This window comes from Mucilaginibacter sp. BGA-UO-ETr-C110 (genome assembly GCF_059567985.1).
Map to the genome: position 1 here is coordinate 6,113,165 of NZ_JCAQPB010000002.1, position 23,218 is coordinate 6,136,382.

The following is a 23,218-nucleotide window of genomic DNA, read 5'->3' on the forward strand; positions in this document are numbered from 1 at the left end:
ATGTGTTATTACAGGGGCCAAATCATAGAAACACAGATGTACGTACTGTAATATAGCCTACTTAACCTGGTCTATGCCATTACATGGATGACAAAAAAGCCCTTTCTTCAAATGGTTTTGAAATATGCGTATAAACAAAAGATGCCGCTCAATAACTGAGCGGCATCTTTTGTTTATACGATAGTTTGTAATGTTCTTACCTTGATTTAAAAGTTTTAGCTTTTTTAACACCATAGTGGGGTTTGCCGGTAGGATAAATTTCAGGTGCGCCAACCAGGGTCATCGCGCAGCGGAAACCAACTTCAGCACTGGCCTCATCCTGATCCATAAAACGGCGGCTGGCCGGATTTAACCAATAAGCCATATCGTTCCAGGAACCTCCCTTGTAAACTTTTGAACGGTTGTTAACAAGCGTAGTATTTCCGTATAAAGCCAGGTTAACGGTGTCTTTATCGCCCCTCAAATCGGGATTAAATGCTTTACCCGAATTGCGGACAGCTAATTGTGCATTAGCACTTGCCGCATTAGCAGCAGCCACGCTGCCATTAGCTGCCGGGGCAGCCTGTGTGGCGTTTGTCGAATCTGGACGTTGGCCTTGTAAGGCTAAAAGCTCACTGTATTTTAATTTTCTATTGGCTTTTGCCGGATCTTTGATCGGGCGACCGTATTTATCTTTGGCGTAAAGACCTTTTGATGGGTCGGCTAAACGTTTATTGGTGTATTCGTTGCCACGGAACGGGTTAAAGTCATCAAACTCTTCAAATGAGGTTTGGCGGTAAGTGTCAGCAACCCATTCGTTTACATTACCAGCCATGTTATACAAACCAAAATCGTTTGGTGCATATGAACGTACTGGCGCAGTGATATCCGCCTTATCATTCAGGTAACCTCCAACACCAGCATTATCGCCGGCACCACGTTTAAAGTTGGCCATTATTAAGCCCCGGGTTTTACTCTTGGCAGAGCGTACACCCAGGCCATTCCATGGATACATTTTACCGTCGTCGATATTTTCAAACTGGGTATTGCCTGCCAAAGCCAGCGCAGCGTATTCCCATTCGGCCTCTGATGGCAGGCGGTATCCTTGTTTCAGTATACCATCTTCCATACGTACGGGCCTTACGGGTTTATTGCCTTTGCCAGTGCCAGCCTGCGCGTTAGGACTCAGATCCGGCATCATTTTCTTTCCGTCAAATCCGGGGCCTCTTTGTTGGCCGTTAAGGTACATATCGTTATTGTAAGGCTCTGATGATGCCGCCGGCTGGCCATTTTTGCCACCATTCAAATCTTTCCAGGCTACCATTTTGCCCGATTCGCGTAAGATATTCTCATTGGTGCGGTCGGTACGCCATTGGCAATAATCCTGCGCCTGATCCCAGGTTACACCCACTACAGGATAATCCTGAAACGCGGGATGACGCAGATAGTTATCTACATAAGGCTCATTGTATGATAATGGTTTACGCCATACCAATGTATCGGGCAAAGCATCATAATATAACTCCCTGTCATTTGGAAAAGTAATAGCTGTCCAATGCAGATAATCAAGCCAATCCTGGTTTGATACTTCGGTCTCATCCATGTAAAAAGATGGAACGGTTACCCTGCGTTTTACATTATTATAGTCGTAAGCAACATCCTGGTCTGCACTGCCACCCATCACAAAAGTACCACCTTCAATGGGCACCAAACCGGGCCCTGGTGAGGGATGGGTTTGCCTGAATCGTACATAACCACCATTGTTTTTGTCGTTATAAGTGATCCCGGTTTTTTGCGAAGTTTCGTGTTGTTTACTGCAGCTGCTTACCACGGCACTTACAGCCAACAGCACGAAAGCAGATTTAGTAAAAAGTATTTTCATATTTTTACGGTTATATTATAAGGTAAATTTAGAAAAAAATGGGTATAATGCTACTGCGTATAAACCATTATTCAAAATAATTCAAACTATTATCAGACATTTGAACGAAAATTTGTTGAAATTAGTTGCACCGGTTTGCTTTTTTTGATTGAGCAATTGTTGCAATAGATCTTTAAAAATGCTGAGTAAATTTTGGGCGTACCTGTATATGAATTAAAATATTAAAGCTAAATTCACCCAATGAAGTTTTCTACCTTTCGCTATTTTGTTTATTCCGTGCTCTTTCTGCTACCAGTTTCGGTTATTGCACAAACCCCAGTAGGCACAAGTACTGATGGTAGTAGCATCAGGGCGATACCTGTTCAGGTTCCTTTTTTAAATATATCTCCAGATTCGCGCTCAGGGGCAATGGGTGATGCCGGTGTTGCTATTTCGCCAGATGTTAACGCCAATTTCTGGAACCCCTCTAAACTCGCATTTCTGGAGAGTAACGATGCGCTTTCATTATCTTACAGCCCCTGGTTACGACACCTGGTGCCTGATATCAGCCTTTCATACCTAAGTTATGCCCATAAATTAAGTGACCGTAATACCATAGGAGCGTCTATGCGTTATTTTAATTACGGCTCGGTACAATTAACGGATGATCAGTCAAATGATCAGGGTACTTACACCCCTAATGAGTTTTCGATAGATGGTTCATTTGCCCGTAAATTTGGCGAAAATCTTTCATTAGGATTAACACTGCGGTATATACGCTCAAGCATATCAAGTATATCTTTTGCACAGGGATCGGGACAGGTTAACAAACCAGGTAACGCGATTGCTGCAGATGTGTCATTATTTTACAAAAAGCCGTACGGCAGCGCTAATCTTTTTGCCTTTGGTGCCCATATCTCCAACATCGGTACAAAAATAGGCTACAGTGATGTAGGGCCTAAATACTTTTTACCTACCAATTTAAAATTGGGTGTAGCCAATACCTGGGAGCTTGATGAAACCAATGAGGTAACAGCCACTTTTGATATTAATAAATTATTGGTGCCAACACCTCCTATACGTGATGTAAACGGTAATATCATCAAAGGGCATGATGATGATGTATCTGTACCGGCAGGAATCTTCCAGTCATTTGGTGATGCTCCGGGTGGTTTTAGTGAAGAGTTGAAAGAAATTAGCTTCTCTCCGGGTGTCGAATACTGGTATAATCATCAATTTGCGGTTAGAGCCGGGTATTTTTATGAAAATCCGGATAAAGGCGACAGGCACTATCTTACCCTGGGTTTAGGTATGAAGTATAATATCTTTAATTTCGATTTTTCATACCTGGCGGCCAGTCAGCAAAATAGTCCTTTGGCTAATACACTGCGCTTTACCTTGTCGGCAAATTTCGGTGGCATATCAAATGTGGGCAGGAGATAATGGGTAAGATAAAAGTAGGTTTTGGGTTTGATGTACATCAGTTAAAAGAACAGCACCCATTTGTTTTAGGCGGTGTAAAGTTAGAGCACCATTCCGGCGCTTATGGGCATTCAGATGCCGATGTATTGTTACACGCTATTTGCGATGCCTTGCTGGGAGCAGCTAATTTGCGCGATATCGGATTTCATTTCTCCAATACCGATAATCGCTGGAAAGGGATTAGCAGCCTGGTACTGTTACAGCATGTGGTGGCATTGATCAAAGAAAAGGGTTTTAGTATCGGCAATATTGATGCTATGGTATGCCTGGAGGCCCCAAAGATAAATCCGCATATACCCGCCATGAAAACTTATATAGCCGAAGCCGCATCTATCAGCGAAGAGGATATATCCATTAAAGCCACCACTAACGAACAAATGGGCTTTATTGGCCGCGAAGAAGGTGTAGTAGCCTACGCTGTTTGCCTTATTGAGCGCGATTAAGGTTTACTCACCGGGATCAACTGTACCTCTAATATTTTCATTAAACCAGATTTCTTTATTTCAACCGGCGAAATGATTAAGCTATGTACGCCAGGCTCAAGAGTTACGGTACCCAATACATGTTCTGTAACTTGTGCGCCTTTTGGTATAGCATAAATGCTGTCTTTTACTTTAAAAGCGCGAATGCTTAACTCGTAAGTGCCTTCATCGGCATTATCTGCCACGTATTTTAAAAGTACTTTATAAGTGGCACGTTCAATTAATCTGAAATCCCAGTTTACAGATTGATGGGTGTTTTTCCAGCCATCTACATAATAGCTATTGGTTTTTCCATCGCCAAAACCAAATCCCTTACCTTCCAGGCGCGCGTCAAATGCTAATAACCGATTGGTTGTTTCATGATTGGCTAGTAGGCGCAAGGTATCCGTTTCTATTGACCCGGTAGTTTCCATTACCAGAACCGTGTTGCTGGTATCGGGGGCCTGGGCAGGTAAATGGATAACCATATCAAGGGGATCTATCCGGTTAAACTTTAACTCTTTTTTATCAGCTAGCTGCCAAACTTTATTAACCCCACTTTTTAAACCGCCCACTACCAGTTTGCCATTTTTTGGCCAGTTGAATACATGCAGATAGAGCAGGTTATTTTTTCTTGTCGATACGCCCCAGCTTTGATAGGGTAAAGGTGTTTTAGTAGTTTGATAAATACTTGCCGAGTTTTTGCTCATCCACCGGCCTATGCCTTGTAGAATGGTCGTATCCTCAGGTGCAAATTCACCATTACCCATTTGGCCTATGTTCATCAGTAGGTTACCTCCACGCGATGCTGCTTTGGCCAGTAACCGGATAAAAAAACTCACAGGTTTATGGCTCTTATCAAATTTCGAATAACCGTATGATTCATTGGTAGTAGGTATAGCTTCCCAGTCGCCGCTTGCCGGGAAAAACTCTGCAGGGCGGTCGCCGGTGTTTTTATAATCGCCCATTTGTAAATTACCGCTGCCCCGTGCCAGTCTTCCGTTCACTACAATATTGGGATCGGTTTCGCGGATGGCCTTCAGAATGCGAATGTTTTCTGATAGCGGTAGCTTTTGAGGCGTATCAAACCACAATATATCCGGATGATATTTGGTGATGAGTTCTTTTATCTGGGGGATGGCCTTTTTATCTACATAATTAACTGCTTTAGGTAATAATTCCGGATGCAGATCATACCAATCGCGACCGCCAAACAAATTTAAATCGCCTCCCGGATTTTGGTAATCCCAATCGTTACCCGGCGCGTCCGGATGCTCCCAATCAAAAGCATGTGAATAATAAAAGCCGAATTTAATGCCGTACTTTTTACATGCCGCAGCCAGATCAACCATAGGGTCGTGTTTCCAGGCGGTTTGTTTCACAATATTATAATCCGAAACCTGCGAATTGTACATGGCAAAACCATCATGATGCTTGGCTGTAATGATCAGATACCGCATGCCTGCATATTTGGCTGCCTGTACCCATTTATCGGGGTTAAATTTTACAGGATTAAACCGGTGCGCCAGTTCCAGGTAGGTTGAACGTGGTATTTTAGCCTTACGCATCAGGTGTTCGGCATAGCCGCCGGTATTTTTGCCATCCCATTCCCCGGCAGGTAATGAGTATATCCCCCAATGTATAAACATCCCAAAACGGGCATCACGCCACCAGGCAATCCGGGTATCCCGGGTTTTCATTGAAGTCGACCACCAACCATTCATGGCTTCGTCAATAGCCTTTTGATCACGCGCTTTAACGCTGTTGGCCATGGTTTTATCCTCATCGCCTTTATCCTGAGCTACGGTTGTTAACGCGGATATACTAAAACATAAAATCAACAGGTATGAAAGCCAGGAAGGGCATACTGCAGGTATCTTATTGGTCATTGGTCAAAAATAGGTACCGACCAATATCGTTTAATTCTCAACTTATTTAATGGCAGAATTGAGCATATCTATACACTCGATTGGCATGTGATCGTATTTTAGCTATTAGTATAATCGTAAAGCGGTAATAACTTTAACAGAGGGGGCATTGCGAAGAGCAAAGTAAGAGCCTCACCCAACCCTCTCCAAAGGAGAGGGCTTTTCCCAATGACGCTTTGAATATATTTTTAAACCTGATTTTCCTTTTCTTTCTCAACCTTAACGTTACCCGTACGTTTGAGTACACCCCAGCCGCTAAGCTCACCTTTTAAAGCTTTTCTGATAGATTTAAACAGCACATAATACATCAGCTGACGCCACATAAAGCGCTGCGGGATAATGTAAATAAGTTTTCGGTAATCCTCTTTTTCCATCCGGAAAGCGATGATCCCCACGATGAAATCGATCAAAACAAAGGCTACATAGTAGAACAGCATTTTCTCTGGCTTGGCGCCAAAAAGAGCAAATATCATCATCAGATCTGCCAATGGCGAAAACAAAGGCAATATGATCTGGAAGATCAAAATGTTAGGCATGCCCACCATCCCGAAGAATTTATACTTTTTGTTAAACAGGGCATCGCGGTTTTTCCAGAAGCTCTGTATTACGCCAAAACTCCAGCGGAAACGCTGTTTCAATAACATATTCACCGTTTCGGGCGCTTCGGTATAGGCAATCGCATCGGCGCAATTTTTTACAATATAGCCTTGCTTTAATATGCGCATCGTCAAATCGCAATCCTCGGCAAGCGTATCATAGGTAAACCCCCCGGCCTTAAATATAGCCGATTTCCTAAACGCGCCAATGGCCCCTGGCACCACGGTAATACTGTTAATGAGATCAAACGCACGGCGATCCATATTTTGCGCCGTGATGTACTCGATAGACTGCCAACGGGTTATAATATTGGTTTCGTTACCTACTTTTACCGTACCGGCTACCGCACCAATTTCATCATCGGTAAAATAGGTCATTAAATGATAAATGGCATCTGTTTTTAGCTGGGTGTCAGCATCAATACAAACTACATAGTCATTTTGCGCATGAGTAATACCGAAGTTAAGGGCTGATGCCTTACCCCCGTTTGGTTTGGTTAATATTTTAACCAGCGGATTGCCTTCATAAGCCGCGGTAACCACCTCAAATGTTTTATCTTTTGATCCGTCATCCACAAAAATGATCTCGAATGAAGGGTATTCTGTTTTTAATAAACTTTGTATGGTAGCAACAGCATTCACCTCTTCGTTGTAGGCAGGCACAATGATGCTCACCGGTGGCAACGGGAAACCCTCACCACGTGCTTTTACCATCTTTTTATTTTCGCTATGTTGCCTTACAGCCAGTATGCCAATTAAAACAATACGGCCAATAGCCAGGAAAATAGCTGATAAAAATATGTAGATCAGTATCCAGTTAATGTAAAAATAACCGTGTACGGCAACATCATATACCGGCCCCAGGATACCTGTATGCGGGTCGTTTGGTATAGGTGGCATCAGATCAGCCTTGGTTTTACCCAATACATCGGCAATGGTAGTAAACTGATACCCATGCGATTTAAAGAAGTGGATAATTTCGGGCAATGCCTTTACCGTTTCTTCGCGGGTATCGCCACCGGCATCATGCAGCAATATCATCGACCCATTATCTTTTTGCCTGATGGTGCGGGCAATAATACTGTCGGCTGTTACACCGGGTTGCCAGTCCCATGGATCAATAGATTCGCCAATGGTAATATAACTTTGCCTGCGGCTTTCCGCTACCGGGATAACCTCGGCGAGTGTTTGCGGCTCCGCATCAGCATTAAATGGCGGTCTGAACAGGATGGTGCTTCGGCCGGTTATAGATTCAATGAGCTTACGGGTGGAGTTAAGCTCTAAAATAACACGGTCAAGACTGATGGTTGAAATATCGGGGTGGAAGAACGTATGGTTACCAATTTCATAACCTTCTTCATACTCACGCCGTACCAGTTGCATGTTCTTTTCGGCCATGGAGCCTACTACGAAGAAGGCCGCAGGTACGTTTTCTTTTTTGAGGATATCTAAAATACGTGGCGTAAAGTCCGGATCGGGGCCGTCGTCAAAAGTTAAAACTACTTTTTTAGGCGCGTAGCCATAGCGGCGAATCACGTACTTGGTAGGTAGTTTAATATACTGCTGATTGGTAATGGTATAGCTGCTGGTATCCAGTTTTACATCTATTTGGCCTGTTGTTGGGGTGGTGATCAAGTCAAGCACTTCGCCTTCGCCATCATAATCAACGTTCACCCGGTTATTTAAACCTACCGTGGTTAATTTTTTCAGATCGATACCCGTTTTTCTTAAAGAGTCGATGGAAAGATTTTTCTGGAAATACGACCATAAACGCGGATCCTCAGATCCCAGGCGCCACAGTGCCACGCCACCGGTAGCCCAGTCATCGGCCATGCGGATCACATTAAAATTGGTGGCGGCATCCGTAAAATAAATGGTATGGGCAAGACTATCCTGATCAACATAATTAAAATGCAGATTGGCAGACAGGGGATCAAAAATGATCTTGCTTTTTTTCTCCTGGGCGGTACTGATGGCTTGTTGGTAACCTATGGCGTGACCAACACTCTTTTCTGGCCAGTCATATCCGCCGGCGGCAAAAGTCAAAATAACCTTTTCACTGGGTACCTTGCTGCAAACGTCATCCAGTATCTGTTCAACCCAGTGCTGGTTTGACAGGTCGCCGGCGTTGGTGGCATCATAATGCTCATCAATGGCCATCACAAAAAGGAAGTCGTTATAATGCTGCAGCTTAACCAAATCATAAGCTTCATCATCGGCAATTACGTTTTGGGTTACCAGGAAGTTTTTGGCATGTAAGGCTTTGTAAAGCTCCTGCAAAAAGGTAAGGTACTCTTTACTGTTGCGGTCTTTAATTTCATTAAAATCGACATTAATACCCTGGAATTTGTGTTTAGTGAGGCTGTTGATAATACTGCTGATAAAGCCGGTACGGAGCCTCTTGCTTTTAATGATCCGTTCAACGTCTTTAGTGTCAAAGCCACCGCTTACGTTATTGTAATTAACGTAGTTGGATAACATGACGAGCACCGGCTTATTGAACTTTTTATTGATATTGACAAGTCCGGTATCAATTTTAGTAATTACGGTATCAACTTTGGGTGCTATGGAAAAACCTTCGCTTACCACCATATCCAGGTGCCCCAGATTGGTGATCAGTGAATTATAAGCCTGAGGATCCCAGGCCAGGTAAAAGGCTGCGTTAATACGGTCTTTATTATTCGGGTGTTTAAGCTGGTGCAAACGCCGGGTTCGCTCCATAGCCTCAATCTCGGATTTTTGTATATTGAAGTACTTGAACTTGGTCGACCTTTTTAACTGGTCAAGCTCCTCTTTCGACATTTTTTTTGGAGCCGGATTCAGGTTAGGCAGATCGGGATAGTAGGTTGATTTAATGGTAACTATTACGGCTATTATCCCAATGATAAGTACTGCAAGAAGTACGCGGCTGAGCCACTTGAATTTATTCCATCTACCTGGTGAATCGGCTTGAAAAACTTGCTTATTTGAAGACATTAAGTGAGTTTACTTCTAAATTTAAAAGTACGGGTTACAGATGAAGATTTAATGAATGATATTGCTTTATTGATGTGTTTTGCCCGGCTCTATACCAGAAAAATCAACACCACATTTACAATTACCACCACATCCCTTTTTTGCGGTCAAACTCTTATACATCATACGGCTGATGTAAAAAATTGCGCCGGCAAAAAGTATGATTACTATAATGGTTTGAATATTCATGTCACAAAAATACTACATTTTTAATATATACCCTATTATACGTATAGACGTTCCGATTAGTATAAAGTTTAACGCTGTTGAAAGGCAATTGTTCCGCCAACCCAATCAAAATTTTGATTATAACGCACGCCTATCATTTTACCGCGACTAAGCCTGGCCAGGTTAATGGCTAATGTGGGTTTAGTATCGCCGTCGGGCCATAAGTATAGCAAGCGTATCTCGGCCTTTACGCCGCCATCCGGAGCTTGTACCACCGGTTCATAGTTTACCTTTTGCTGTAATATCCAGTTTTCTGGATCCATGATGTTTTTGATGTCATCGGGGGTAACGTCAATGATTACGCCCTGGCCGGCAAAAGAAAACAGGGGTTTAAGTACATAATTCTCCAGGTCGGCAGGTATTTGAGTTAACTCGTGTAAAAAATGTGTTTTGGGGATATGATCGCCATTCAGGTAAGGCATCGTAAATTTACTGATGCGGTAAAACCAGTTAGGGTGTGTTATCCACTCCACATCAAGCGGCTGGCGTATGTCAACTACCTGGTTAAAAATGTTGTCATCTCCCTCGATCTCATCAAATATCAGCCGGTTGTAAATACGCCTGATGCGTTTTTTTTCGCCATTTATCTCATAAAAAAGCTGATCGCCCTGTTGCTGCAGATCGCTTAAAGAAACAACCGGGATGCCCAGGTATCGCTGGGTAATATAAAAATCAACCGCGGTTTTTTGTTCGGGAGCGTTCACATCCATCAACACCACCTCATCGGGTTGGTAGGGGCCAAGGATGGTTTTTTTCAGCAGATCAAGGTAGGATTGTTCATGAAGGCCGCCAAAGTAGATGGTTTTGTCGTTATCGATATTAAAAACTTCACGATAAGTGTTGCCCAAATGAACCTGGAAACCATACAGGGAAGGAAAGCCCTGCAACTCGATCAGCTTAGGGACTATCCGGCCATCCGCATCCTTACAAACACCAAAATCAAGCGCGATGAAATGGGGATGATCATTTTCATTGGGCAAGCGCCATTTATGGGGGATGGAGCGCTCAGTAAGCTCTTTAAACCCGGGCTGCAAAATGGCATCGATGATACTATTACCCGCTACTACCAATTTATCGCGAAAGTCATCGGTCAGGAAAACCGGTGTTTCGGCTACGCGGAAAGTTACAGGGTTGTGCAAGCCTTCATTAAGACGGTTTAAAAATACCTGGTATTTTTCGGCTGTAAAATGCTCGTTAAATGTTTCTCTGGCTGATGGATCCATAGGTATAGGGTATAAAACAAACTTAACATTTTAAGGAGCAAGGAACAAAGATTTTTGGAGCAAGGATTTTTGGAACAAGGAGCAAGGGCTTTGGGAATAAGGGTAAATAGCAGAGGAGTGATATCGAATAACGAATTTTGAATTTCGAACACCGAAATCATTATTTCACATCCGGTACCTGATATTTAATGACATGGAATGCTTCGAATTATGGTTTACATGTAAACCCACTTTTTAATGATAAAATTTATATAAGTTATTGATTGTTAAATATATATGTCAATGTTAACCGTGAAAAGTGTAAACCATGTAAACCCAATTTGTAACAAAATGACCGCCCGTTTAGGGATTATGCTTAAACCCATCTTTACTCCAAAAATCCTTGCTCCTTATTCCTTGTTCCGAAAAATCCTTTCTCCTTTTACCTCAATTTTTCATTAATTTGCTTTGTCAATTAAAACCTGGCAATATCATTTAATGCAAAAAAATAAAAAGAGGATCGCGGTTGTTGGCGGAGGGAGCTGGGCTACAGCCAATATTAAAATGCTGGCTGATAATACTACAGAAAAGGAGATTTTTTGGTGGATGAGGAATGTGCAGGCGGTGGAACATCTGCATAAATTTGGGCATAACCCGCATTATTTAAGTTCGGTTGAAATCAAATTGCCAAAGCAAAATATTTCGGTTAATCTAAAAGAGATCATACAACATGCTGATATCATTTTACTTAATGTGCCAGCGGCATTCTTAAAAGATGCCTTAACCGGGATAACACCTGCTGACCTGGCCGAAAAAAAAATAGTATCAGCCATAAAAGGGATAGTGCCTGATGAGAACCTGATCATTGGCGAATTTTTAAACCGGAAGATGGGTGTTTCGTTTGATGATTTTATGGTGATTAGCGGCCCATGCCACGCGGAAGAGGTAGCGCTTGAAAAACTATCATACCTCACCATCGCATCGGGCGATACCGACCTGGCTGCCGAATTTGCCGGGATGATCAATACCCGTTATATCAAAACCATCGTATCCGATGATATATATGGCACCGAATACGGGGCTGTATTAAAAAATGTGTACGCCATTGCCAGTGGTATTTGCCATGGCGTAGGTTATGGTGATAATTTCCAGGCGGTACTGATATCAAACGCTATACGTGAGCTGGAACGCTTTGTCGACGCAGTGCACCCCATCAACAGGGATATTAAGGAGTCGGCTTACCTGGGCGATCTGCTGGTTACAGCTTATTCCCAGTTTAGTCGCAACCGTACTTTTGGTAATATGATAGGTAAAGGGTATACGGTAACATCGGCCCAGCTGGAAATGAATATGATAGCCGAAGGATATTATGCAGTAAATTGCCTACACGAGGTGAATAAACAATACAATGTGAACATGCCTATATGTGATGCTGTTTATGCCATTTTATATCAGAAAAGCCCTCCTGCATTTGAAATGAAGAATTTGGCCGAAAAATTGAGCTGATTTTGTAATTATAAACTAATTGCAATTCCATATGAAAAATCTATTCAAAATTGCCCTGCTTGCTGTGTGTACGTTTGTAATATCACCAGCTTTTTCACAAACTAAAACCAAGAAGGATACCAGCTTCTTTAAAAAAGTGGGCAACAAAACTGGCAAAGTCGCCACATCAGTTGGGCATAAAACAGCCGAAATTGCCTCCAAAGGCGCAGCGGGTGTAGCTGATAAAAAATATGCCGACAAAGTGGGCCCGGGTGGACAAACCATTTACATTGACAAAAACTCTCACTACTTTTATGTAAATAAAAAAGGGAAACATGTTTATGTTAGTAAAGCTAAATTGAAAGATAAACCCGTTGAGAAAAAATAACAAAACCCGGCAGCTCGGGATATGGGTATAAAAAACTAAATATGAAACATAAAGCTTTATTGATCCCGGCAGTTGGATTGATATTATTGGTTTTTGCCTGCAATAGGGCTCCGGAGCACCAGGTTAACAAAAAACTGGTTGGCAAATGGCAGTCAAAGGATGGTGAAACCAAGCTTGAAATAACCGACAAAGGATTTACGATGGACGATGGCAAGCCTGTTACTGAAGATTATTTTGTAACGAATGATACCATCTTTACTTCTTACCAGGGAAGTAGACCATTTACCAAATTCCTGATCAAAAATTTGGATGATCATAAGCTCACACTGTTTTACCCAGACTCAGACCTGGTTGAATTTGGCCGATAAAAAAGAAGCAAGATATTAGAATCAAGACTCAAGAAAACAAAAACATTGGGTTTTATCCTGATTCAGATGCCGGCTTTAATTTGGCCGCTAAAAAAACAAAAGCCTTCATGCTGCGGATGCAGCTGAAGGCTTTGTTAACAAAACTAAACTAAAACTAATGCTTCTTTACCAGAGAAGCTACATGAAAAACTATTTTCTTTTTAGAATCAAGAAGTAAGAGTCAAGAATCAAGATGAAATCACACTGCTCATGGATTTCTGTCCTGATTCTTGGTTCTAATCTCTTGACTCTTTGAATTAGAATCTTCTGCGACGTTCCGGACGCTCTTCACGGCTTTTGCCAGAGAAATCACGGAAACCACCACCGCTGCTGCTTCTTTCGCTGCTGCCACGATGACCACCGCCTTCACGACGTTCGCCACCACGGTAACCACCACCGCCTTCGCGACGCTCGCCACCACGATATCCACCTTCACGACGCTCGCCACCGCCACGGTATCCACCGCCGCTGCTGCGATTGTCACTGGTGCCTTCGCCAGATATTTCTATCCTAACCGGACGACCTTTATATTCGATCTCTTTATAAGCAGTCATTACTTTTTCTACATCCTCATGTGGAACTTCGAAAAATGAATAAACACCTTTTACATCAATTTTACCAACTGTACGGCCGCTTATTTTGGTAGTGTTGCAAATGTAACCCAGCAAATCGCCACGGTTAAATTCATCAACAGAACCTAAGTTTATAAATAAACGGGTATAAGCTGATGGTCCGCTTGATGCACCACGTTCCGGACGGTCGTCCCTGTCCCTGGTACGGCCTTCTTCGGCATTTGCATTCAGGTCCGGAGCATTTTTGTAATAATCAAGGAAACGGTTAAACTCGATAGAAGCAAAACGTTTGATAAAATCTTCTTTGCTTATATCTTTAAATTCCTCAATGATGCGTGGCAGGTATTGTTCAATCTGCTCCTCGTTAACTGTTACGTTATGTACTTTATGTACAATCGAGAACAGTTGTTTTTCGCAAACGTCAAAACCTGTAGGGATCTCGGCTTTTGAAAACTTTTTACCTATAACACGCTCAATTTGGCGTATTTTACCTAATTCTTTACCGTTAACGATAGAGATGGATACACCTGTTTTACCAGCACGGGCTGTACGACCGCTACGGTGGGTGTAATTCTCGATCTCGTCAGGTAACGAGTAGTTGATTACGTGGGTAACATCATTAACGTCGATACCACGGGCGGCAACGTCTGTAGCTATTAATAGCTGCAGGTTGCGTTCACGGTAACGTTTCATTACCTTATCACGTTGTTGTTGTGATAAATCGCCATGTAAAGAATCGGCATTATAACCGTCTTTGATCAGGGCTTCTGCAATATCCTGGGTCTCGATCTTGGTACGGCAAAAAACTATACCAAAAATATCGGGGTTAAAATCAACAATACGTTTAAACGCGGCATACTTGTCACGGGCACGTACTATATAGTACTCATGCTCAATGTTGGCATTACCGGTGTTTTTGGTGCCCATAGTAAGCTCAAACGGATTCTCCATGTATTTTTTGGCGATCCGCCTAACTTCGGCAGGCATGGTGGCTGAAAACAGCCAGGTTTTTTTCTCGTCGGGCGTGGTAGATAAGATATTATCAATGTCTTCCTGAAAGCCCATGTTGAGCATTTCATCAGCTTCATCCAATACTACGAATTTTACCTGCGAAAAATCTATCGCCTTGCGGTTGATGATATCAAGCATGCGGCCAGGTGTGGCCACTACAATCTGTACACCGCGTTTGATTTGGCGTAACTGATCGGAAATGCTTGCACCACCATACACAGCAACAACGTGAACGTTGTTCATATGCTTGGCGTAATTTTTAATGTCGTTCGTGATCTGTAAACAAAGTTCACGTGTTGGGCATAAAACAAGTGCCTGTGGATGATTTTCTTCGAAATCCAACAGCTCTAATAATGGTAGGCCAAAGGCAGCAGTCTTACCGGTCCCGGTTTGGGCTAATCCGACAAAATCGTTGCTGCCTGTTAACAATACCGGAATTGACTGTTCCTGGATTGGCGTTGGGTTTTCAAACCCTAACTCAGAGATGGCATTAACAATATCATGACGGATTCCCAGTTGAATAAATGGGTTCATGAATTAAAATAACGAATTTGGCAACATCGCCAAATCGGGCGCAAAGATAGGGATTATATATTTCATACACAATAGAAATGTTGATTTTTAAAAATATCATAACTTTTTGATAATTTGGGAGTTATGTTGGGTTGATGTTGTATGTGGGCATGGGAATTGAATTTCAATTTGGCAGTCGATTTTTTTTATGTAGGTTTAAAGCCGTTAATTAAGCTGAAATGAACGATCTGGAGTTATATTTTAATAATAATGATAAGCGGGTAATATATAAATGGGCTCATTATTTTGATGTTTATGAGCGGCATTTTAGTAAATACCGTGGTAAAGAAATTGTGATATTGGAAATTGGCACACTGCATGGCGGTAGTCTGCAAATGTGGAAAAGCTATTTTGGCGATAAAGCAAAAATTTACGGAATGGATATTAACCCGGCCTGTAAAGCGGTGGAAGAAGAGAATATTAAAGTGTTGATAGGCTCACAAACAGACCGTAATTTTTTAAGGCAGGTGAAGCGGGAAATTCCACCGATTGATATTTTAATTGACGACGGTGGCCATACCATGTTGCAGCAAATTGTATCATACGAAGAGCTTTTTGATCACGTTAAGCCTGATGGTGTCTACCTGTGCGAAGATATTCATACCTCGTACTGGCTCAAATATGGGGGCGGTCATAAAAGACGTGGGAGCTTTATTGAATACTCTAAAAATTTTATTGATCAGTTAAACGCTTACCATTCGGTCGAAAAATCATTGCCGGTGAGTTCCTTCACCCGTTCGGTAAATTCTGTGCATTATTATGATTCGATAGTAGTGGTAGAGAAACGCCCAACGCCGCAACCTACTTCGTCACAAACCGGAACTATCAAAACTCCGCCCATGAACCTGGAGGTTCACGGTGTTGCCAAGGTTAAAAAGAATTTAAGATATCGCCTAAAGCATATCGCCAATGTAGTAACCGCTTTTTTTAAACTGCCGTTCAAAAAAGGAAGCTTTGACTATTCATAAAAGGATTAAAAGATAAAAGGAGCAAGGAACAAGGACTTTTGGATCAAAGACAAAAAGCATCCTTATTCTTTGCTCCCCAAATCCTTACTCCTCAAACTATCTCAGTCTGTCCGCTGATTTTACCAGTTTTTCGTCGGGCTGTATACTTTTAGCCGCCAGAATCAGCAATACAATACTTAACGAGGTAAGGAATAATCCTATGCCCATCGTAAGGGTATCAAGCTGTACGCTGCCTATCGCTTTCTTAACGGTTTGGGCCATCCAAAAAACTGTAACCAATTAATACCGATATAGCGCTGCCGCCAACGGATTTGAATTTCGCTTTGGCGATCAGTAGCGTATGCAATTTAAATTATAATTTTTATATTTAAGGGATTAACTATTAGTCCATTATGAAAAACCTTAAAACCGCATTCGCAATCACACTTTTTACATTTATCGCCGGCTTTTGCAGCGCGCAGCAATTACCTGATAAGGATACGACCAAATACGGCCATAATCCGGCTGTGGGTAAGTATGCAGCTATCAGGGGATTTAAAATGTACTACGAAATTTATGGCAAGGGCCAGCCATTGCTTATCATTCACGGCAACGGCGGCTCCATCAATAACTTCAGGTACCAGATCCCTTATTTTGCTAAAAACTACCAGGTAATACTTGCCGATAGCCGCGCCCAGGGAAAATCAGTGGACGACAAAGATTCATTAAGTTATGAAATGATGACCGACGATCTGAACGTACTGCTGGATAACCTTAAACTAAAAGATGTTAATGTTATTGGATGGAGCGATGGTGGCATTGAAGGTTTGCTGCTGGCCATAAACCACCCGGATAAGGTAAAAAAACTGGCCATTACAGGCGCTAACCTTTGGCCCGATACCAGTGCGGTTGATGAGTTTGTGTACAACTATGCCTTTAAGATGAACCGGGTTGCTGCCGATACCATGAAAAAGATAAAAAACCCTACAGCAGAAATGAAAAACCAGGTAAAGCTTTTGCACCTGTTAACCTACGAGCCGCATATAAAGCTTGAAGCATTAAAGAAAATAACCTGCCCAACACTGGTAATTGGCGGCGATCATGATGTGCTGCGCACCAAACATACCATGCTTATTGCAGATAATATAGCAAACTCCTATTTATGGATCTTACCAAACTCCGGCCACTCCACCCCTATATTTTACAGAGATATGTTTAACCAGGTAGTTGGCGATTTTTTGAGCAAGCCTTATCGTAAAATTGAAAAATTCGGTAGGTTTGAGTAGTTGGTTGATTGAGTTGAATGGTTGATTAGGTGAGTGGTTCTAAGCAATCGCCCAGTTTCTTATACCCGCTACCGCAATCTGTCTGCTGATTTTACCAGTTTTTCGTCTTGCTGTATACTTTTAGCCGCCAGTATCAATAATACAATACTTAGCGAAGTAAGGAATAATCCAATGCCCATCGTATGCGTATCAAGCTGTACACTGCCTATCGCTTTTTTAACGGTTTGGGCCATCCAAAAGCTGTAACCAATTAATACCAGTATGGCGCTGTAGCAAATGGCTATCTGCTGTTTGCGGTTTTTGTATAAAAAAATAATCACCAATGGTATCAGGGCTACAATGGCGGTTATGGCGGTAAGTGCCGTAAAAGATTCTGTGCTTTGCTGGGCGCCGTTCGCATCCTGGAATATCCCGGTAACCATAACACTCACCGGTTTACCGGCAACATAAACGTTATGGGCCAATGGGAAAAAGAAAAGCGCGAACAGCACAAGGCTGGCAAACAACAGGTAAATGCTTTGAATACGTTGCAGCATGATATTAAAAATTATAAGGGCAAATATAATTGTTTTAATTGTTGCAGTACGGCATTTTATTGTGTCGTTGATTTTCTTTTTATGATAATTAATGCACTATATTTATAATTATTTTCTTAATTGATCGCTGTGATGACCAAGCCCCTAATTAGCAACCTATCGCCTCAGGATGTAAAATTCGATGATGCTCATTTGAAAAAGATATTTTTGGAGCACCTGAATAGTATTTATTGTGGTAAGCAACACCTGATACAGTTTTTTGATGAAATTGAAGGGCTGGCTACGTTGCAGTTTTTAAAGAACGCGATAAAGGAATGTTGCGACGATGCCCAGGATCAGCTGCAGCATCTGGATGGTATATTTAATTCCATTAATGAAGATCAATCAAAGATTAGTGTTCTGGGGATGAAAGCCATGACGCTCGAGGCTTATATATCGGCCATTAAGGCAGGTAAAACACCCATGGAACGCGATGTTTTTATTGTTTTTTACCTGCAACTCATAGAAGGCATTGAAGTTACTTATTTTAAAGTGTTGCGAAACCTGGCCAAAGCTATAGGCTATAGCAATACCTTTTTGGATAAACCATTTAACCAGGCTTTGGAAGATAAGATCATGTTTGAATCTATTTACAAAGAATACATTAGTGAGCCGGCTCATTGACCAGGAATAGTGCTCCAAATACTTATGACCAAATAATGAATACCCTTACCCTGCATATTATTAACTTTGTCGGGTGACCACTAAACAACGCTATTTTATTGAACTGGCTTATGATGGTACCAATTACCATGGTTGGCAGATACAGCAAAATGCTGTAAGTGTACAGGAACTATTAAATAAGGCCCTGGCTACTATTTTGCGCCAGTCCGTTGAAACTACTGGTTGCGGTCGCACGGATACAGGTGTGCATGCCCGCGAGTTTTTTGCACATTTTGATGTTATAGACGATAGTTCATTGACCATAGACGATAGTGAGAAAACAGAAGGAGGTGTTTCTACAAACCATAGGCCATGGACCATCGACTATGGACTAAAAGTGCGCGGCCTCAATTCCCTTCTTCCACCTGATATCGGCATAAAAAATATCATCCCGGTTCATGAGGATGCGCATGCAAGATTTGATGCTACCCAGCGTTCTTATCAATACCATATTCATTTTCATAAAGACCCATTTTTGCACGGCTATTCATGGATGGTGCGTGATGTGCCCGATATGGTGTTGATGAACCAGGCAGCGGCTATTATTATGGAGTATACTGATTTTAGTTGTTTCAGTAAATCAAACACCCAGGTTAAAACCAATAATTGTAAAATAACCCGGGCCGAATGGATAAAAACAGAGCAAGGCATTGTTTTCCATATTTCGGCCGACAGGTTTTTGCGTAATATGGTTAGGGCCATAGTGGGAACACTGATGATGGTAGGTAAGCTCGAAATAGAGCCCGAAACGGTGCGTGCCATTATAGAAAGTAAGAACCGCTCAAATGCCGGTACCAGCGTGCCCGCCTGCGGCTTATATTTAACGGAGGTGAAGTATCCATTTTTAGTATCAAGTAGTTAGTATCATGTATCACGATACTTTTATCTTATAACTATGATGTTGCAATCCACAAACACTATTGATCTGTTTTTTATTCGATATTTGCTAAGCTAAAGTCTTGATACTTGATACTAACTACTTGATACTATGTCAGAGGTAACCGGAAAAGCGCTTGATTGGAAACTGTTAAAACGGGTGATGCATTATGTAAAGCCCTATAACAGCACATTTGTAATTTCGGCATTTTTAACCGTTTTCCTGGCGGCTGGAGCATTACTACAGCCTATCCTGATACAACACACCTTAGATAACGATATCCTGAATGATAATTACGACGGATTGTTGTTTATGGTAGGGTTGATGATAACGCAACTCATCGTACTAACCATTGCCCAGTATTATCAAACCTATTTAACCAATGCCCTGGGGCAATCTGTTATCCGCGATCTGCGTATTGATATTTTTAATCATATTACCAGCCTCCGTCTTAAATACTTTGATCGTACGCCTATAGGTATGCTCATTACCCGCACGGTATCAGATCTGGAAACCATTGCCGATATATTTTCCGAAGGGTTGATCTCGATCATGGGCGATATGCTGCTGGTATTCGCGGTGATCGGCTTTATGTTATATGAGGACTGGAAGCTGGCCCTCATTACGTTGATCCCAATGCCCTTTCTGTTTGCATCAACCTATGTTTTTAAGGAAGCCATTAAATCCTCTTTTCAGGAAGTTCGCACCCAGGTTGCCCGCTTGAATACTTTCCTGGCCGAGCATATTTCGGGTATCAGCATCATTCAGTTGTTTGCCCGCGAAGATCAGGAGATGCGGAAGTTTAAAGATGTTAACCTGAAATATCGCGATGCCAACATTCGCTCTAATTGGTATTACTCGATATTTTTCCCGGTGGTTGAAATTCTGTTTGCCATTTGTATGGGTCTGCTGGTATGGTATGGCTGTAAAAGGATGTTATCAGATAGTCAGCTGGCTGCTATTTCGGCAAGACCGGGTGGTATCACTCCGGGCGTTATTACAGGTTTTATTGTATTGCTCAATATGTTGTTCAGGCCGATACGCCAACTGGCCGATAAATTTAACACCCTGCAAATGGGCATGGTAGGAGCCGACAGGATATTTAAGGTACTGGATACCGATGAGGTTGCTGTAGACACCGGTGAGATCAATACCGGCCGGCTACAGGGCGACATCGAGTTTAGCAAAGTATGGTTTGCCTATAATGAAGAGAATTGGGTTTTAAAGGACATCAATTTCCATATTAAACCCGGTGAAACGCTCGCATTGGTCGGAGCCACGGGCGCGGGCAAATCGTCAACTATTAATATCCTGAACCGTTTTTACGAGATAGGGGCGGGCAACGTAAAAGTCGACGGGCATGATATTCGCGATTACCAGGTAGAGTTTTTACGCTCACAAATTGCTACCGTGATACAGGATGTGTTTTTATTTACGGATACCATTGCCAACAACATCAGTCTGAATAATCAGGCCATCACCCGTGAGCAGATCATAGCTGCTGCAAAGGATGTTGGCGCGCATGAATTTATTGAACGCCTGCCTGGCGGCTACGATTATAATGTAATGGAAAGGGGCTCTACACTTTCTGCCGGACAATCGCAGCTGATCTCCTTTATTAGGGCATTGGTGTATAATCCGGCTATTTTGGTTTTGGACGAAGCCACATCGTCTGTTGATACCGAAACCGAAATGCTGATCCAGAATGCCATCAACAAATTGATGCAGGGTCGTACAGCTATCGTGATAGCCCATCGTCTCTCCACCATACAAAACGCAGATCGTATTATTGTGCTTGACCATGGTGAGATCATGGAAAGCGGCACCCATCAGGAACTTCTTAAAATTGAGAACGGTCATTACCGTAAGCTATACGATCTGCAGTTTAATTCGGCAGGGATAGCGAGATAAACCTCACCCAACCCTCTCCAAAGGAGAGGGCTACAAAAATATTTTTAGGAAGTCCTCTCCTTTGGAGAGGATTTAGGAGAGGTTGGCGCTGTCTTTACCGGTTCAACAGGTTGTTCTTCTTTTTCATGCTTTTTGGCAATGTCACCGCCATGCGGTTTATCGGCATGATATTGTTTATCTTCTTTGCGCACTTTACTTTTGCCGCCGTTGTCATTTGGCCTTTTGGTAGGTGTGTCAGAAGGTGAAGGTTTGTTGGGTGAGTTTGCTGGCTTTGTCATACTAAATAGAACAACAGGAGAAAGCTTTTTGTTTAATTTGTAAGTTGCAGACGTTAATAAATGTTAAAACTATAGATGTAACCGGTTAATAAACCATATTTATAACTAATAAACTTTTACCTTTAATGCAGGTTTGTTAATTTCGCACAAATCAGGATAGCAGATATCGGGATGGAGATAAATATCTCCGGGGCGATATTTGATATCTCAAATCTCACTTATGGAAGAATTTGAAGCAAGCGCGTCAGCAAAAAAAACAAAAACGATATACATATCAACCGTATTCGGTATAGCTATGGTATTGTTAATGGTAGGGTTGTTAGGCCTGTTTTTGGTATATGCCAATAATATTTCACGCTATGTAAAAGAAAACATAGTACTGAATATTTTTGTTGACGATGCCGCGCACGAAACCGATGTACTTCAGTTGCAAAAGCAGCTGGAAGGCAACGTGATGGTGAAACAAACCCAATATGTAAGTAAAGAACTGGCCGCGCGTAACCTCCAAAAAGACCTGGGCGAAGATTTTGTAAAGTTTTTGGGTTATAACCCCCTGTCGCAATCTATAGACGTTTACCTGAAGGCAGATTATACCAACAACAAGGATATTGAAAAATTCAAGACCGAATTGTTGAAGAATCCATTGATCAAAGAGGTTAAATACCAGCAATCTCTGGTTGATCAGATGAACCAGAATGTAACATCCATCAGTTTAATCATCCTTATTTTTGCCGGCATATTCGTGGTATTGTCTGTAGCACTTATCAATAACACTATCCGACTAGCTATTTACTCACAACGCTTCCTGATCAAATCTATGCAGCTGGTTGGGGCCACTAAAAGCTTTATCCGCAAGCCGTTTTTGCTGTATGGCATATGGCATGGTCTTTTGGGCGGATTGATCGCTATTATTTTACTGGTTGGTACACTGTATGTAGCTTATAGAAATATCCCAGACCTGGTTTTCCTGCAAAACTACACCGAATTTGGTATTGTGTTTTTAGGCGTAATAGGCTTGGGCATCTTTATATCGGGCTTCAGTACCTTTTTGGCAGTTAATAAATTTTTACGTTTAAAAATATACGACCTGTATAGGTAATTCAAAATTAAAAAGTCAAAATTCAAAACCTTCGGGTCGCGAAAATTCACTAACTCATTAATTCAATAATTCACCAATTAAAAGATATGGCACAACCAGTTAAACCAGCTTCAACTGTAAAAACAACGCAGGCAGCTAAACCGGTATCAAAAGCAACAAGTACCGAACCTGTACAGTTTATATTTGACAAAAGCAATTACAGATTGTTGATCATCAGCGTTGCTGTAGTCGCTTTTGGCTTTGTATTAATGGCAGGTACAACTGACATTTACAGCACTACCAAAATTGTGATAGCACCTATCGTTGTATTAGCAGGATTTGCCCTGGGCTTTTTCGCTATACTTAAAAAGCCGGCAACCAATTAATACCACAGCTGACACATTTCTAATCTACC

General features: G+C 42.0%; 21 protein-coding genes. 12 read left to right on the forward strand and 9 right to left on the reverse strand.

Translation table 11 applies throughout. The features are described 5' to 3' along the window. Nucleotides 1-196: 196 nt before the first annotated feature. The gene (locus AC57BQ_RS26330; RefSeq protein WP_496409076.1) at nucleotides 197-1,861 is read right to left on the reverse strand and encodes an SUMF1/EgtB/PvdO family nonheme iron enzyme; all 1,665 of its coding nucleotides are present in this window, start codon (nucleotides 1,859-1,861) and stop codon (nucleotides 197-199) included. 240 nt (nucleotides 1,862-2,101) lie between these two features. On the opposite strand from AC57BQ_RS26330, the gene porV reads away from it, so the two are divergent. Both porV and ispF read left to right on the forward strand, forming a co-directional pair. Continuing rightward, nucleotides 2,102-3,283, forward strand: a complete 1,182-nt coding sequence (porV, locus tag AC57BQ_RS26335) for a type IX secretion system outer membrane channel protein PorV (RefSeq protein ID WP_496409077.1) — start codon at nucleotides 2,102-2,104, stop codon at nucleotides 3,281-3,283. Then, nucleotides 3,283-3,765: a 2-C-methyl-D-erythritol 2,4-cyclodiphosphate synthase gene (gene ispF / locus AC57BQ_RS26340; RefSeq protein WP_166091114.1), complete on the forward strand. Its 483-nt coding sequence runs from the start codon at nucleotides 3,283-3,285 to the stop codon at nucleotides 3,763-3,765. The genes porV and ispF overlap by 1 nt, the downstream gene beginning before the upstream one ends. Here ispF and AC57BQ_RS26345 read toward each other — a convergent pair. The 4 genes from AC57BQ_RS26345 to AC57BQ_RS26360 all read right to left on the reverse strand — a co-directional run bounded on the left by AC57BQ_RS26345 (nucleotide 3,762) and on the right by AC57BQ_RS26360 (nucleotide 10,773). Further along, nucleotides 3,762-5,672: an alpha-L-fucosidase gene (locus AC57BQ_RS26345; protein WP_496409078.1), complete on the reverse strand. Its 1,911-nt coding sequence runs from the start codon at nucleotides 5,670-5,672 to the stop codon at nucleotides 3,762-3,764. The two genes, ispF and AC57BQ_RS26345, sit on opposite strands and share 4 nt — an antisense overlap. 227 nt (nucleotides 5,673-5,899) lie before the next feature. Further along, nucleotides 5,900-9,283 (reverse strand): trifunctional glycoside hydrolase family 18/polysaccharide deacetylase/glycosyltransferase family 2 protein, encoded by a 3,384-nt coding sequence (locus tag AC57BQ_RS26350; protein ID WP_496409079.1) that lies wholly within the window; start codon nucleotides 9,281-9,283, stop codon nucleotides 5,900-5,902. 66 nt (nucleotides 9,284-9,349) lie between these two features. After that, entirely contained in the window at nucleotides 9,350-9,511 is a 162-nt protein-coding gene (locus tag AC57BQ_RS26355) for a FeoB-associated Cys-rich membrane protein (protein ID WP_496409080.1), read from the reverse strand. Between the two features lie 68 nt (nucleotides 9,512-9,579). Continuing rightward, nucleotides 9,580-10,773 (reverse strand): hypothetical protein, encoded by a 1,194-nt coding sequence (locus AC57BQ_RS26360; RefSeq protein WP_496409081.1) that lies wholly within the window; start codon nucleotides 10,771-10,773, stop codon nucleotides 9,580-9,582. A 477-nt stretch (nucleotides 10,774-11,250) separates the two neighbouring features. Between AC57BQ_RS26360 and AC57BQ_RS26365 the strand changes: the two genes are divergently transcribed. The 3 genes from AC57BQ_RS26365 to AC57BQ_RS26375 are packed head-to-tail and all read left to right on the forward strand — an operon-like array spanning nucleotide 11,251 to nucleotide 12,993. Beyond that, the gene (locus AC57BQ_RS26365) at nucleotides 11,251-12,258 is read left to right on the forward strand and encodes an NAD(P)H-dependent glycerol-3-phosphate dehydrogenase (protein WP_496409082.1); all 1,008 of its coding nucleotides are present in this window, start codon (nucleotides 11,251-11,253) and stop codon (nucleotides 12,256-12,258) included. A 31-nt stretch (nucleotides 12,259-12,289) separates the two neighbouring features. Then, nucleotides 12,290-12,625 carry a hypothetical protein gene (locus AC57BQ_RS26370; RefSeq protein WP_496409083.1) on the forward strand — a complete coding sequence of 112 codons (336 nt, stop codon included), beginning with the start codon at nucleotides 12,290-12,292 and terminating at the stop codon, nucleotides 12,623-12,625. Between the two features lie 41 nt (nucleotides 12,626-12,666). Beyond that, nucleotides 12,667-12,993, forward strand: coding sequence for a hypothetical protein (locus tag AC57BQ_RS26375; protein WP_496409084.1), 327 nt, complete (start codon nucleotides 12,667-12,669; stop codon nucleotides 12,991-12,993). 296 nt (nucleotides 12,994-13,289) lie between these two features. Here AC57BQ_RS26375 and AC57BQ_RS26380 read toward each other — a convergent pair whose 3' ends face one another. Continuing rightward, nucleotides 13,290-15,149, reverse strand: coding sequence for a DEAD/DEAH box helicase (locus AC57BQ_RS26380; RefSeq protein ID WP_496409085.1), 1,860 nt, complete (start codon nucleotides 15,147-15,149; stop codon nucleotides 13,290-13,292). A gap of 218 nt (nucleotides 15,150-15,367) precedes the next feature. Here AC57BQ_RS26380 and AC57BQ_RS26385 point away from each other — a divergent pair, with 218 nt between their 5' ends. Beyond that, nucleotides 15,368-16,156 carry a class I SAM-dependent methyltransferase gene (locus AC57BQ_RS26385; protein ID WP_496409086.1) on the forward strand — a complete coding sequence of 263 codons (789 nt, stop codon included), beginning with the start codon at nucleotides 15,368-15,370 and terminating at the stop codon, nucleotides 16,154-16,156. 96 nt (nucleotides 16,157-16,252) lie between these two features. Here AC57BQ_RS26385 and AC57BQ_RS26390 read toward each other — a convergent pair whose 3' ends face one another. Next, nucleotides 16,253-16,435, reverse strand: coding sequence for a DUF4293 family protein (locus AC57BQ_RS26390; protein ID WP_496409087.1), 183 nt, complete (start codon nucleotides 16,433-16,435; stop codon nucleotides 16,253-16,255). Between the two features lie 113 nt (nucleotides 16,436-16,548). Between AC57BQ_RS26390 and AC57BQ_RS26395 the strand changes: the two genes are divergently transcribed. Next, a complete protein-coding gene (locus AC57BQ_RS26395; protein WP_496409088.1) occupies nucleotides 16,549-17,421 on the forward strand; it encodes an alpha/beta fold hydrolase in 873 nt (290 codons plus the stop codon). Between the two features lie 68 nt (nucleotides 17,422-17,489). Here AC57BQ_RS26395 and AC57BQ_RS26400 read toward each other — a convergent pair whose 3' ends face one another. Further along, entirely contained in the window at nucleotides 17,490-17,957 is a 468-nt protein-coding gene (locus tag AC57BQ_RS26400) for a DUF4293 domain-containing protein (protein ID WP_496409089.1), read from the reverse strand. A 132-nt stretch (nucleotides 17,958-18,089) separates the two neighbouring features. On the opposite strand from AC57BQ_RS26400, the gene AC57BQ_RS26405 reads away from it, so the two are divergent. The 3 genes from AC57BQ_RS26405 to AC57BQ_RS26415 all read left to right on the forward strand — a co-directional run bounded on the left by AC57BQ_RS26405 (nucleotide 18,090) and on the right by AC57BQ_RS26415 (nucleotide 21,447). Further along, nucleotides 18,090-18,620 (forward strand): DUF892 family protein, encoded by a 531-nt coding sequence (locus AC57BQ_RS26405; RefSeq protein ID WP_496409090.1) that lies wholly within the window; start codon nucleotides 18,090-18,092, stop codon nucleotides 18,618-18,620. Nucleotides 18,621-18,693: 73 nt separating this feature from the next. Then, a complete protein-coding gene (gene truA / locus AC57BQ_RS26410; RefSeq protein ID WP_496409091.1) occupies nucleotides 18,694-19,521 on the forward strand; it encodes a tRNA pseudouridine(38-40) synthase TruA in 828 nt (275 codons plus the stop codon). Between the two features lie 126 nt (nucleotides 19,522-19,647). Continuing rightward, nucleotides 19,648-21,447 (forward strand): ABC transporter ATP-binding protein, encoded by a 1,800-nt coding sequence (locus AC57BQ_RS26415; RefSeq protein ID WP_496409092.1) that lies wholly within the window; start codon nucleotides 19,648-19,650, stop codon nucleotides 21,445-21,447. Nucleotides 21,448-21,491: 44 nt separating this feature from the next. Here the strand turns inward: AC57BQ_RS26415 and AC57BQ_RS26420 are convergent, their stop codons facing one another. Continuing rightward, entirely contained in the window at nucleotides 21,492-21,725 is a 234-nt protein-coding gene (locus AC57BQ_RS26420) for a hypothetical protein (protein WP_496409093.1), read from the reverse strand. A 220-nt stretch (nucleotides 21,726-21,945) separates the two neighbouring features. Here AC57BQ_RS26420 and AC57BQ_RS26425 point away from each other — a divergent pair, with 220 nt between their 5' ends. Further along, nucleotides 21,946-22,824 (forward strand): cell division protein FtsX, encoded by an 879-nt coding sequence (locus AC57BQ_RS26425; protein ID WP_090473538.1) that lies wholly within the window; start codon nucleotides 21,946-21,948, stop codon nucleotides 22,822-22,824. An 86-nt stretch (nucleotides 22,825-22,910) separates the two neighbouring features. Further along, nucleotides 22,911-23,189, forward strand: coding sequence for a DUF3098 domain-containing protein (locus AC57BQ_RS26430; RefSeq protein ID WP_496409094.1), 279 nt, complete (start codon nucleotides 22,911-22,913; stop codon nucleotides 23,187-23,189). The last annotated feature ends 29 nt before the right edge of the window (nucleotides 23,190-23,218 follow it).

Bases quoted from the DNA above. Each gene is read 5' to 3' on its own strand.
- AC57BQ_RS26425 (WP_090473538.1), top strand. From the start codon at position 21,946: ATGGAAGAATTTGAAGCAAGCGCGTCAGCAAAAAAAACAAAAACGATA.
- AC57BQ_RS26350 (WP_496409079.1), bottom strand. From the start codon at position 9,283: ATGTCTTCAAATAAGCAAGTTTTTCAAGCCGATTCACCAGGTAGATGG.
- AC57BQ_RS26370 (WP_496409083.1), top strand. From the start codon at position 12,290: ATGAAAAATCTATTCAAAATTGCCCTGCTTGCTGTGTGTACGTTTGTA.
- AC57BQ_RS26355 (WP_496409080.1), bottom strand. From the start codon at position 9,511: ATGAATATTCAAACCATTATAGTAATCATACTTTTTGCCGGCGCAATT.
- AC57BQ_RS26430 (WP_496409094.1), top strand. From the start codon at position 22,911: ATGGCACAACCAGTTAAACCAGCTTCAACTGTAAAAACAACGCAGGCA.
- AC57BQ_RS26380 (WP_496409085.1), bottom strand. From the start codon at position 15,149: ATGAACCCATTTATTCAACTGGGAATCCGTCATGATATTGTTAATGCC.
- AC57BQ_RS26365 (WP_496409082.1), top strand. From the start codon at position 11,251: ATGCAAAAAAATAAAAAGAGGATCGCGGTTGTTGGCGGAGGGAGCTGG.
- AC57BQ_RS26330 (WP_496409076.1), bottom strand. From the start codon at position 1,861: ATGAAAATACTTTTTACTAAATCTGCTTTCGTGCTGTTGGCTGTAAGT.
- AC57BQ_RS26375 (WP_496409084.1), top strand. From the start codon at position 12,667: ATGAAACATAAAGCTTTATTGATCCCGGCAGTTGGATTGATATTATTG.
- AC57BQ_RS26400 (WP_496409089.1), bottom strand. From the start codon at position 17,957: ATGCTGCAACGTATTCAAAGCATTTACCTGTTGTTTGCCAGCCTTGTG.
- AC57BQ_RS26385 (WP_496409086.1), top strand. From the start codon at position 15,368: ATGAACGATCTGGAGTTATATTTTAATAATAATGATAAGCGGGTAATA.
- AC57BQ_RS26395 (WP_496409088.1), top strand. From the start codon at position 16,549: ATGAAAAACCTTAAAACCGCATTCGCAATCACACTTTTTACATTTATC.
- AC57BQ_RS26415 (WP_496409092.1), top strand. From the start codon at position 19,648: ATGTCAGAGGTAACCGGAAAAGCGCTTGATTGGAAACTGTTAAAACGG.
- AC57BQ_RS26405 (WP_496409090.1), top strand. From the start codon at position 18,090: ATGACCAAGCCCCTAATTAGCAACCTATCGCCTCAGGATGTAAAATTC.
- AC57BQ_RS26360 (WP_496409081.1), bottom strand. From the start codon at position 10,773: ATGGATCCATCAGCCAGAGAAACATTTAACGAGCATTTTACAGCCGAA.
- porV (WP_496409077.1), top strand. From the start codon at position 2,102: ATGAAGTTTTCTACCTTTCGCTATTTTGTTTATTCCGTGCTCTTTCTG.
- ispF (WP_166091114.1), top strand. From the start codon at position 3,283: ATGGGTAAGATAAAAGTAGGTTTTGGGTTTGATGTACATCAGTTAAAA.
- AC57BQ_RS26420 (WP_496409093.1), bottom strand. From the start codon at position 21,725: ATGACAAAGCCAGCAAACTCACCCAACAAACCTTCACCTTCTGACACA.
- AC57BQ_RS26345 (WP_496409078.1), bottom strand. From the start codon at position 5,672: ATGACCAATAAGATACCTGCAGTATGCCCTTCCTGGCTTTCATACCTG.